The sequence below is a fragment of the Mycobacterium sp. shizuoka-1 genome (genome assembly GCF_002723835.1).
In the GTDB taxonomy this organism is placed as follows: domain Bacteria; phylum Actinomycetota; class Actinomycetes; order Mycobacteriales; family Mycobacteriaceae; genus Mycobacterium.
This window is the reverse complement of sequence record NZ_BEWG01000033.1, coordinates 82,096-92,935: the sequence shown is the minus strand read 5'-3', so window position 1 is coordinate 92,935 and position 10,840 is coordinate 82,096. Positions and strand designations below refer to the sequence as shown.

Genomic DNA, 10,840 nt, shown 5'->3' with positions numbered 1-10,840 from the left:
CTTCGAGAACGTGGTCAACCTGCTCGACATGGTCGACCCGGCCAAGCTGAACGCGGTGCTGACGGCGGTGGCCGACGGGGTGCGCGGGCAGGGCCCGCGGATGGGCCAGGCCACCACCGATCTCAACGAGGTCCTCAAGGCACTCAACGACCGCAACGACACCATCCGCGAAGACTGGCGCTCGTTCAAGAACTTCAACGACACCTACGCGGCGGCGGCACCCGACATCGTGGCGATCCTCAACGCGGGCAGCACGCTGAGCACCACCATCGCCACCCGGGCGCCGTCATTGGACAACCTGCTGCTCAACACGATCGGGTTTGCCGACTCGGCGCGACAGCTGCTCGAACAAAGCGAGGACCCGCTCGTCCGTGCGGTCAACATCCTGGAGCCGACGACCAACCTGCTGATGAAGTACAACCCGGTCTACACCTGCTGGCTGCAGGGCGCGTACTGGTCGTTGACCACCGGGGACGCCTACAACATCTGGGGCGGGAGGGACGGCAAGTCAGCGAACTTCGACGTCGCTCTCCTACTGGGCAACGATCCTTACCAGTACCCCGACAATCTGCCGATCGTCAACGCCAAGGGCGGCCCCGGCGGCAAACCGGGATGCGGGTCCCTTCCCGACGCCACCAAGAACTTCCCTGTCCGCCAGCTCGTCACCGACACCGGCTGGGGCACCGGTCTGGACCTGCGACCCAACCCCGGCCTCGGCCACCCCTGCTGGGCGGACTACTTCCCGGTCACCCGGGCAGTGCCACAGCCGCCGAGCATTCGCCAGTGCATCCCCGGCCCGGCCCCCGGCCCGGTCGTGCCGCCTGGCATGCCGCCTTTCGGGGCGTCCTGGTACGGGCCCGGCGGTGTTCCGCTGTGGCCGGGCGTCCCACCCGCACCGGATCCCGTTGCCGCGCAACCGCAGCCGGGCCCGCCAACTGGAGGCCAGCCGTGAAGGACAACTTGCGGGGTACCGTGTGGCGCCTCGGGATCTTTCTGACGGTCTGCCTGTTGGGCGCGTTCGCCCTGCTCGCCGTCTTCGCGCAGTTCCGATTCAACAGAGGACAGACCTATGACGCCGTGTTCACCAATGTCACCGGACTGAAGCCGGGGGACTTCGTGCGCGTCGCCGGGGTGGAGGTCGGCAAAGTCGAAGACATCGCGATCAACCGCGACGCCACCGTGCGGGTGGCGTTCTCGGCGAGCGACCAGGTCAGTCTCACCGAAGGCACCCGCGCGGTGATCCGGTACGACAACGTCATCGGCGGGCGCTTCCTCGCTCTCGAGGAGGGTGCGGGCGGTGTCAAACGCCTACGCCCCGGCGACACCATCCCGGTGAACCGCACGGCGCCGGCGCTGGACCTGGACTCGGTGATCGGCGGCTTCAAGCCGCTGTTCCGCGCGCTGAGCCCCGAGCAGGTGAATGCGCTGAGCGGCCAACTGGATCAAGCCCTGCAGGGCCAAGGCCCCACCATTGCGTCCTTTCTCGACCAGGCGTCGGTGCTGACCAACACCCTGGCCGATCGTGACCAGTTGATCAGCGAGGTGGTCACCAACTTGAACGTAGTGCTGGGGACCCTCGGCGGGCAGAGCGCCCAGCTAGACAAGGCGGTGACTAACCTGACCGGTCTTGTCGCGGGCCTCAATGCGCGAAAGACGAACATTGCCAACGCTTTCAACAGCACCAACGCGGCGGCCGCCTCCGTGGCCGATCTACTCGGCCAGGCCCGCGGACCGTTCCAGAAGGTGGTCCACGAAACCGATCGAGTATCGACGATCGCGGTGGCCGACCACGAATACCTCGAAAAGCTGCTCGACACCCTGCCGGACAAGTATCGGCAACTGGGCCGCCAGGGCATGTATGGCGACTTCTTCAGCTTCTATCTGTGCGACCTGGTGTTGAAGCTGAACGGTAAAGGTGGACAACCGGTTTACGTGAAGGTCGCCGGACAGGACACCGGGCGGTGCACGCCGAAATGAAGTCCTTCTCCGAACGCAATCCGTTCGTCCTGGGTGCCGTGGGCGCAGTCGTCATCGCCGGTGTTGTGATGGGCGCGTTGAACTGGCAGAAGCTGCCGTTCCTAAACCCGGGTCGCAACTATTCCGCCTACTTCGCCGACGCAGGCGGACTGTTCACCGGCGCGGGAGTCGAGGTGTCGGGTCTCCCTGTGGGCAAGGTATCCAGCATCGCGCTCGACGGGCCACGAGTGCTGGTGAAATTCCGCATCAACGGTGATGTGCACCTCGGCGAGCGCACCACAGCGGCGATCAAAACCAAAGGTCTGCTGGGCACCAAAATGCTCGACGTCATCCCCCGCGGTGACGGCGGGCTGTCGGGTCCGATCCCCCTCGAGCGCACCACCTCGCCCTACCAACTACCCGATGCTCTGGGCGACCTGACCACCACCATCAGCGGCCTCAACACCGATCAGCTGTCGGCCTCGCTGGCGACGATGGCGCAGACGTTCGCCGACACGCCGCCAGATCTGCGAAACGCGGTCAACGGCGTGGCCCGATTCGCCGACACCCTCGACAAGCAGGACGCGCAGCTGCGCAACCTTTTGGCGAACGCGGCCAAAACAACCGACGTGCTGGCCAAACGAACCGACCAGATCGTCACGCTGGTGCGCGAAACCAACTCGCTGTTGGTCGCGTTGCAGGCCCAGAGCTCATCGCTGGATCACATCTGGCGCAACATTTCCGCGGTATCTCAGCAACTCAAGGCGTTCATCGCCGACAACCGCCAGCAGCTGAAGCCGGCACTGGAGAAGCTCAACGGCGTGCTGACGATCGTCGACGATCGCAAGCAACGCATCCAAGACGCGATCAAGCGCCTCAACAGTTATGCGATGTCGCTCGGCGAATCTGTCTCCTCCGGGCCATTTTTCAAGGCGTATGTGGTCAACTTGCTCCCCGGTCAGTTCGTCCAGCCGTTCATCGACGCCGCGTTCTCCGATCTCGGCGCGGACCCCGCCACGCTGCTGCCGTCGCTGCGTACCGACCCGCAGACCGGCCAGCCGGCAACACCAGCACTTCCGGTGCCCTACCCCAGAACCGGGCAAGGCGGCGAACCGAACCTGAATCTGCCCGATGCGATCACCGGCAACCCCGGCGACCAGGGCTGCGGTCCGCCGGGCCTGCCATTGCCCGGACCCACCGGTTGCTACCCGTATCGCGAGCCGCTGCCGGCACCGCCACCGGGCGGCCCACCGCCGGGCCCGCCGGCAATATCACCGCCGCAGATCGCGTCGGCGCCCGCGCCAGGTCCGACCTCGATCCTCATCCCGGCACCCGGTGAGCCGCCGGCCGACAGCCAGCCCGGAGGTGGGTAATGACACGATTGCGCAACTCTCGCACCGCACTTGCCACGCTGTTGGTACTGACCTTGCTCGCCGGCCTGGTGGTGGCGGTGCGAGCGGTCGACCACATCTCCCGGACCGAAGTGATCGGATACTTCGACAACAGCATCGCCTTGTTCCCCGGTGACGACGTCCGGATTCTCGGAGTGCGGGTTGGTGAGGTCGAGAAGGTGGAGCCACAGCCCGACGGCGTGAAGATCAGCTTCTGGTTCGACCGCGACAACAAGGTCCCCGCCGACGCCAAAGCCGCGATTCTCTCCCCGATGCTGGTCACCGGCCGAGCCATCCAGCTGACGCCGGCCTACACCGGCGGCCCGGTGATGACGGACGGCGCGGTCATTCCGCGAAACCGGACAGCGGTACCGGTCGAATGGGACGAAGTCCGGGTGCAGCTGAAGCGCCTCACCGAACTGCTGAAGCCCAGTGCGCCGGGTGGGGTGAGCACCTTGGGATCGTTCATCAACACGGCTGCGGACAACCTCCGCGGCCAGGGCGGCAACATCCGCGAGACGATCATCAAACTGTCGCAGGCAATGTCGGTGCTCGGCGATCACAGCGGGGACATCTTCGCCACCTTCAAGAATCTCTCCATCCTCGTCAAGGCCCTTGAAAGCAGCAGTGATCTGCTCGGCCAGCTGAACCAGAACCTCGCTTCGGTGACCGGTCTACTCGCCGACGATCCCACCAAGATCGGTGATGCGTTCGTCGACATGAACTCGGTCATCGGCGACGTCAAGCAGTTCGTCGACGAGAATGGGGAGACCCTCGGCACCACCTTCGACAAGCTGGCCTCGATCAGTGCGGCGCTCGACGAGAGCCGTGAGGACATCAAGCAGACGCTGCACATAGCGCCGTCGACAGTGCAGAACTTCAACAACATCTACGAGGCGAGCAACGGTGCCTTCACCGGGGCGCTGGCAGTCAACAACTTCGCCAACCCGATCTCCTTCCTGTGCGGCGCCATCCAGGCGGCCTCTCGCCTCGGCGCTGAGCAGGCGTCGAAGCTGTGCGTGCAGTACCTGGCGCCGATCATCAAGAACCGGCAATACAACTTCCCGCCGCTCGCCGAGAACCTGTTCGTCGGAGCCCAGGCCCGGCCCAACGAGGTGACCTACAGTGAGGACCGGCTGCGCCCCGATTATGTTCCGCCGGCCCCGGCGCCCGCTTCCGAACCCGTTGCCGCATCGGTTCCCCAAGCGCCGTTGCCGGCCGAAGCCGCCGTACCCACCGTCGCTACCGACCCGACTGGCGGATTGACCGCAATGATGACGCCGCCCGGGGGTGGCTCATGACGCGCCGAAGCTCGCGACGCCGACTGGCCGCCATCGCGCTGATCGTGACCGTCGCCGCCGGGTCGTCCAGTTGCGACCTCACCGGCTGGCAAGGACTCAATTCGCTGTCGCTGCCCGGCACCGCCGGCAACGGCCCAGGGTCCTTTCTCATCCAGGCTGAGATGCCCGATATCAACAACATTCAGCCCAACTCCCGGGTCCGGGTCGGCGACGCCACAGTGGGCCATATCAGCAAGATCGAATTGCAGGGCTGGCATGCGCTGGTGACCATGCGAATCGACGGCAATGTCGACCTTCCGGCCAACTCGACGGCCAAGATCGGGTTGACCAGCATCCTGGGTTCGCAACACATCGAACTGAGCCCGCCGGCGGGTGAACCACCCCAAGGACATCTGCACGAAGGGTCTCTGATTCCGCTGGACCACTCAGCGTCTTATCCCACGGTCGAACAGACGCTGGCGGCGGTGTCGACAGTGCTCAACGGCGGCGGGCTGGGCCAGATCCAGGACATCACAGAGGCTTTCAGCACAGCGTTCCGAGGCCGGGAACAAGATCTGCGGAGCATGATCGCCGAACTGGACAAGTTCGCCGCGAACTTCAACGGCCAGACCGACGACATCATTGCCGCGACCGACAGCCTCAACAAGCTCGCCGGCACTTTCGCAGCGAATCAGCCGGTACTGGACAAGGCGCTCAAGACCGTCCCGGAAGCGCTCGCAGTCCTCAATGAGGAGCGCGACAAGCTCGCCGAAGCAGCCGATCAGCTCGGCCGGTTCGGTGTGCGAGTCGTCAGCACCGTGGACCAAACCAAAGCCAACCTGGTCAAGGAATTGAAAGATATCGGGCCGGTGCTGGAATCGCTGGCCAACGCGGGGCCCGCCATGACACGGGCGCTGAGCCTGATCCTGACTTTCCCGTTCCCCAACGAAACGATCGAGAAGTGGCAACGCGGTGACTACGCCAACATGACTGCGATCGTGGACCTCACGTTGAGTCGCATCGATCAGGGCATCTTCACGGGCACTCGATGGGAGGGCAACCTCACCGAACTCGAAATGCAGTGGGGCCGCACGATCGGCCAGTTCCCGAGTCCGTACACCAAAGAGAACCCCTTGGTCGTCCCCTATCGCTTCGATCAGGGGCCCTAACATGCACCTCAGTCGACGAATGTTGTTGCAGTTGGCGGCTTTCACAGTCATCGCTTTGACTGCCATCACTGTGATGGGTCTTCAGTTCCTGAAGCTTCCGGCCAGACTGTTCGGCGTCGGGCGCTACAGCGTCACGATGCAACTTCCCGAAAGCGGCGGGCTCTACGGCACCGGCAACGTCACCTACCGTGGCGTCGAGGTCGGCAAGGTGCAATCGGTCCGTCTCACCGATACCGGAGTCACCGCGGTGCTCTCGCTGACATCGGCGATTGAGATTCCCTCTGACCTGAAAGCGGAGGTGCACAGCCAGTCCGCGATCGGTGAACAGTACGTCAACCTGGTGCCCCGCAACGGAACATCGAGACCGCTGCGAGACGGCGACGTGATCCCCGAATCCGACACCTCGGTCCCACCGGATATCAACTCACTGCTGAATGCGGCCAATGCCGGCTTGAAGGCAATTCCGCGGGACAACCTCAAGACCGCCATTGACGAGGCCTACACCGCGGTCGGCGGGCTCGGGCCGCAGCTCTCAGACATTGTCAAGGGCTCGACGACGCTGGCCATCGACGCACGCACGAATCTCGACCCGCTGATCGATCTCATCGACAACGCCAAACCGGTTCTGGATTCCCAGACCAACTCCGCGCAAGCGATTGAGGCGTGGGCATCACACCTTGCGACGGTGACCGGCGACCTGGAAAAGAAGAACGACGCCGTCGCCGGCTTCATCGACCAGCAGGGCATCATCGTGGCCTCCGATGAAGCGCGCAAGCTCATCGAGCGCCTCAAGCCCACATTGCCGGTTCTGGCGGCCAATCTGGCCAGCGTCGGCCAGGTCGCCGTCACCTACCAGAATGACATCGAGCAGTTGCTGGTGGTACTGCCGCAAGCGGTGGCGGCAGGGCAGGGAACGTTCGTGGCCAACGCCAACACGCAGCAGGCATACAAGGGCGAGTATCTGTCGTTCAACCTCAACCTCAACCTTCCGCCCGCCTGCACCACTGGATTCCTGCCGGCCCAGCAAGCGCGCATCCCCAACCTGGTCGACTATCCGGACCGTGCGGCGGGCGATCTGTACTGCCGCACACCGCAGGACTCGCCGTTCAATGTCCGCGGCGCACGGAACATCCCGTGCGAGACCAAGCCGTGGAAACGTGCGCCGACGGCAAAGCTGTGTGAGAGCGACGAGCAGTACGTGCCGCTCAACGACGGGATGAATTGGAAAGGCGATCCCAACGCCACGCTGTCGGGTCAAGACATCCCCGAAATACCACCGGGATCCCCGCCCGCGGAACCGGACATGCCGGCAGCGCCCCCACCACCGGCCATGGTGGGCGTCGCGGAGTACGACCCGGCAACGGGTACCTACGTCGGTCCGAACGGTCGCGTCTACACCCAGTCCCAACTCGCCCAACCGGCCAAGGGAGACAACTCATGGCAGTCAATGTTGCTGCCGCCCGGGTCGTAATCGCCGGCACCCTGGGTGCCATGGCGATGATGGGTAGCATCGGCGCTGCCCAGCCCGCCCGCGCGGACAGCGTGGCCTATCTGGTGAACGTGACGGTCCGGCCGGGCTACAACTTCCCCAACGCCGATGCGGCGCTGGACTATGGGTACCGTGTCTGCGACAAGATCGGCCGGGGCGAAGGGTATCGGCAACTGGTCGCCGAGGTAATGGCCGACTTCAACAGCGGCGACGCCTACCAGGGCGTCTACCTGATCAACCAGGCGGCCAATGAACTGTGTCCGGCGCTCATCTGGCAGCTACGGCAATCCGCCGCTGGCTACACCGGCCAATAGGAAGTTACCCGATGTCTCACAACAGGATTGGGCGATCAGCCGCGGTGTGCGCCGCCGTGCTGGGCATACTTGTCGCCGCCGCGCCCCCCGGGCATGCCGACAACTCTCGACTCAACAATGGCGTAGTCGCCAACGTGTACACCATCCAGCACCAAGCCGGCTGTACCACCAGTATCAAGAAAGACCCTGCACTTACGCTCGCTGCACAGTGGCACACCGATGATGTCATGAGCAATCGCGCTCTCGACGGCGATATCGGTTCGGACGGCTCTACACCGCAATCACGCGCCGCTGCTGCGGGTTTCAAGGGGACAGCCACCGAGACCGTCGCCATCAATCCCGCGTTGGCGATCAACAACATCGAGATACTCAACCAGTGGTATTACAGTCCGGCCTCCTTCGCGATCATGTCCGACTGTGCCAACACCGCGATCGGGGTGTGGTCGGAGAACAGTCTGGACCGCTCGGTCGTCGTGGCGGTCTATGGCAGGCCGGCCTAGGTCAATCGGCGCGGGCGACCAGAGCGATCAGCGCCGGTCCGCCCCCCGCTGAAGATCGGAATACCCCCCAAAGAGGGACGCAGCCGACCCCGAGCGGCACTAATGTCACGCCGGTGAGCGCCACCTCGACCTGCTCACCGAAGACTGAGTAACGCCGCCGGTCATCGGCGGAACCTTTCCCTTGACCACACCGCCCAGGCACACGAACAGATCAAGACCACCCGAGCCTTCGGCAAGACAGTTTTGGAGTTTGCATGACTGACACCCTCGTCACGTACGAAGCGCGCCCGGTCCTCCCCGAACCGGACGCCCCCCTGGCGGCCTACCTGATCCTCGATGACCCGCGGCGACGGAATGCGCTATCGGACGCCCTGCTCGGCCAGCTGATGGACGGCCTGCACCGCGCGACCGCGGACCCGGGCGTCCGAGTGATCGTGCTGACGTCGTCCCATGAAAAAGTCTTCTCCTCCGGCGGCAACCTCGACGCGTTCGCCGACACCCGCCCGACCATCACGAAATACGCGGGTCTTCACTCGTTCCCGGACCTTTTTCGCACTCTCACCGCGATCGACAAGCCGGTGGTCTGCGCCGCCAATGGCGACGTGCTCGCCGGGGCACTCGGCGTCGCGCTTGCCTGTGACCTGGTGATCGCCAAGCGATCGGTCAAGGTGGGCTGCCCAGAAATCAACATCGGCGCTTTTCCGTTCATGATCTCGGCCCTCATCTTTCGCGCAACCGGACGGCTGACCGCTAACGAGTTGATGATGACCGGGCGGCTGCTGTCGGCAGACGAAGCGCTCAACGCCGGCCTGCTGAACCGAGTGGTGGCCGACGAGGACTTCGAAGAGGCGGTTTCGGAGTGGGTCGCCACCATCGCATCCAAGTCACCGCTGCTGCTCGGATTGGGCAAGAAGGCGCTCGCCGCAACCAGGGACCTTCCACTGGACGCCGCGCTGGACTATTTGCAAGCCCAGTTGGCGCTGGCCTTCACCACGGAGGACCTGGCGGAGGGCGTTCGCGCCTTCAAAGAGAAGCGCGCCCCAATCTGGCGGAATGTCTGACCGAACAAAATGAACAGCTTCTTCAGGCAGCGTGGCGCTCGCGCACGGTGATTCACTAGCACCAACGGATATCGTCAGTTCGCCGACGATGCATAATAAACCTCGAGAAACATCGGAGGTGGGGATCATCGGCGCTGACCCGAGCGGTGAGGTACGAACCCCGGTGCGTACCCGAGATCCCGAACGCAAGGCGCGCATCATGGCCGCCGCCGCGGATCTCGTCGCACGCAAGGGGTACCACGCGGTGTCAATCGCCGAGATCGGCGCGGCCGCCGGTATCACCGGATCCGGGGTGTATCGGCATTTCGAGAGCAAATCGGCGGTCCTTGTCGCGTTGTTCGACCGCGTCATCGACGACCTGCTGCGCGACGAGCAGGAGATCCTCGACGTGACCACCGACCTGCGCCGCGCCCTGGACCAGCTCATCGCCGGCCAGGTCGAATTCGTTGTCGGAGACCGGGAGTTGGCGCAGGTCTACCACAATGAGATCAACAATCTTCCCGACGAGGATCAGCGCCGGTTGCGCCGCAAGCAACGCCTTTATCTCGAGGAGTGGGTGCACCTGGTCGACGAGCTGCGCGACGACCTCAACGATGCCGAGGCGCGCACCGTTGTCCATGCCGCGATCGGGGCGATCCAGTCGACGCTCTTCCATGGCGTCGGACTGGCGGAGGGCCGGCTGCGGTTGCTGCTCACCGAGGCGGCTCGGGCGGTGCTGGGCATCACCGACTGAGTCCGCAGGATCAGCGCACCGCCGGTGAAGCCTCACGCGCGCTGACATCAACGCGGCTCGAAGCCTGCGCATCATCCGCTGGGCTTGTCGGCAGGAATCTACTCAGGCCGTACACCACAACGGCGCACAGCGCGATGGACAAGATCGTCGAGGCCGCGACGAGCCCATCGGTCGACAGCCCGCCGTCCAGGTGCAACGCGATGATCACCGGCGCGCCGATACCAAAGTTTGCGCCGAAGAAGGTGATCGGGAACACCACAAAGAGGCTCAACAGACCCCAGTTCGTCGAGACCTTCCGCCACAGCAGGACCGCCACCACCGTGAACAGCAGGGTCTGTGTCCCCTCCAACACACCGATGACGACGGGGTAGTTCCAGATCCGCCCGACATACGGTCCGTAATAGGTGTAGACGTCGGTTCCGGTCCCAATGACTTCGAACACGGTTGACATCGCTATCTCCGCACCCCACACGAAAAACAGGCCGCGGTGAGTCAGCCGTCCCTCATAGATCAGCCGGCCGGCGTACAGCGATGCCGCAGCGTAGAGGATGACGTAACCGCTGTGCGTCCAAATGGGTTGCACCACACCGAATGCCGAGAAGTGGCTGAACGCCGCGCCCGGCGTTCCGTCGTCGTGGGCGTCGTAGAACCACAGGTCGAAGGCCACGTCGTAGAGTGGCTCGGCGAAGGCTGCGACCCCGGCTGCCAGAATGGTGAGGACATAGAACGGCGTTCGTTGCCGCAGCCCCATCAAGACGGCGACGGCGAGCATCGCCAGGACGATCAACCAGCTCGCCCACATGAAAATGTTCTGCCAGAGCAGATTAAGCGGATGCTGCATCACCGCGTCAGACATGCGACCCATGGGGATGAATCTATGATCGGGCCCACACCTTCACTGCATCACTGAGGGGGATTTCCCTCCCCCCACCGGGTAGTGCGGCGAC

The 10,840-nt window shown here is 64.2% G+C and carries 11 protein-coding genes; 10 read left to right on the top strand and 1 reads right to left on the bottom strand.

Annotated elements, in window-relative coordinates; translation table 11 throughout:
- From MSZK_RS11730 to MSZK_RS11685, 10 genes are all read left to right on the top strand, one after another.
- Nucleotides 1-952, top strand: a 952-nt coding sequence (locus MSZK_RS11730; protein WP_099247952.1) for an MCE family protein, incomplete at its 5' end; no start/stop codon positions are given.
- Entirely contained in the window at nucleotides 949-1,977 is a 1,029-nt protein-coding gene (locus MSZK_RS11725; RefSeq protein ID WP_099247951.1) for an MCE family protein, read from the top strand. The genes MSZK_RS11730 and MSZK_RS11725, both read left to right, overlap by 4 nt.
- Nucleotides 1,974-3,329 (top strand): MCE family protein, encoded by a 1,356-nt coding sequence (locus tag MSZK_RS11720; protein ID WP_099248017.1) that lies wholly within the window; start codon nucleotides 1,974-1,976, stop codon nucleotides 3,327-3,329. The genes MSZK_RS11725 and MSZK_RS11720 overlap by 4 nt, the downstream gene beginning before the upstream one ends.
- Nucleotides 3,329-4,648 (top strand): MCE family protein, encoded by a 1,320-nt coding sequence (locus MSZK_RS11715; protein ID WP_099247950.1) that lies wholly within the window; start codon nucleotides 3,329-3,331, stop codon nucleotides 4,646-4,648. Before MSZK_RS11720 ends, MSZK_RS11715 begins: the two co-directional genes overlap by 1 nt.
- Nucleotides 4,645-5,796: a virulence factor Mce family protein gene (locus tag MSZK_RS11710; RefSeq protein ID WP_099247948.1), complete on the top strand. Its 1,152-nt coding sequence runs from the start codon at nucleotides 4,645-4,647 to the stop codon at nucleotides 5,794-5,796. Before MSZK_RS11715 ends, MSZK_RS11710 begins: the two co-directional genes overlap by 4 nt.
- A 1-nt stretch (nucleotide 5,797) precedes the next feature.
- On the top strand, nucleotides 5,798-7,267 hold the full coding sequence (locus tag MSZK_RS11705; protein ID WP_099247946.1) for an MCE family protein: 1,470 nt from the start codon (nucleotides 5,798-5,800) through the stop codon (nucleotides 7,265-7,267).
- On the top strand, nucleotides 7,234-7,599 hold the full coding sequence (locus MSZK_RS11700) for a DUF732 domain-containing protein (RefSeq protein WP_371411325.1): 366 nt from the start codon (nucleotides 7,234-7,236) through the stop codon (nucleotides 7,597-7,599). Before MSZK_RS11705 ends, MSZK_RS11700 begins: the two co-directional genes overlap by 34 nt.
- Before the next feature lie 44 nt (nucleotides 7,600-7,643).
- Entirely contained in the window at nucleotides 7,644-8,099 is a 456-nt protein-coding gene (locus tag MSZK_RS11695) for a CAP domain-containing protein (protein ID WP_371411324.1), read from the top strand.
- Nucleotides 8,100-8,353: 254 nt separating this feature from the next.
- Nucleotides 8,354-9,160, top strand: coding sequence for an enoyl-CoA hydratase/isomerase family protein (locus tag MSZK_RS11690; RefSeq protein ID WP_099247940.1), 807 nt, complete (start codon nucleotides 8,354-8,356; stop codon nucleotides 9,158-9,160).
- 199 nt (nucleotides 9,161-9,359) lie between these two features.
- Complete coding sequence (locus MSZK_RS11685; protein ID WP_233211248.1) at nucleotides 9,360-9,893, top strand: TetR/AcrR family transcriptional regulator; 534 nt, start codon at nucleotides 9,360-9,362, stop codon at nucleotides 9,891-9,893.
- Between the two features lie 10 nt (nucleotides 9,894-9,903).
- Here MSZK_RS11685 and MSZK_RS11680 read toward each other — a convergent pair whose 3' ends face one another.
- On the bottom strand, nucleotides 9,904-10,758 hold the full coding sequence (locus MSZK_RS11680) for a hypothetical protein (RefSeq protein ID WP_233211242.1): 855 nt from the start codon (nucleotides 10,756-10,758) through the stop codon (nucleotides 9,904-9,906).
- Between the last annotated feature and the right edge of the window lie 82 nt (nucleotides 10,759-10,840).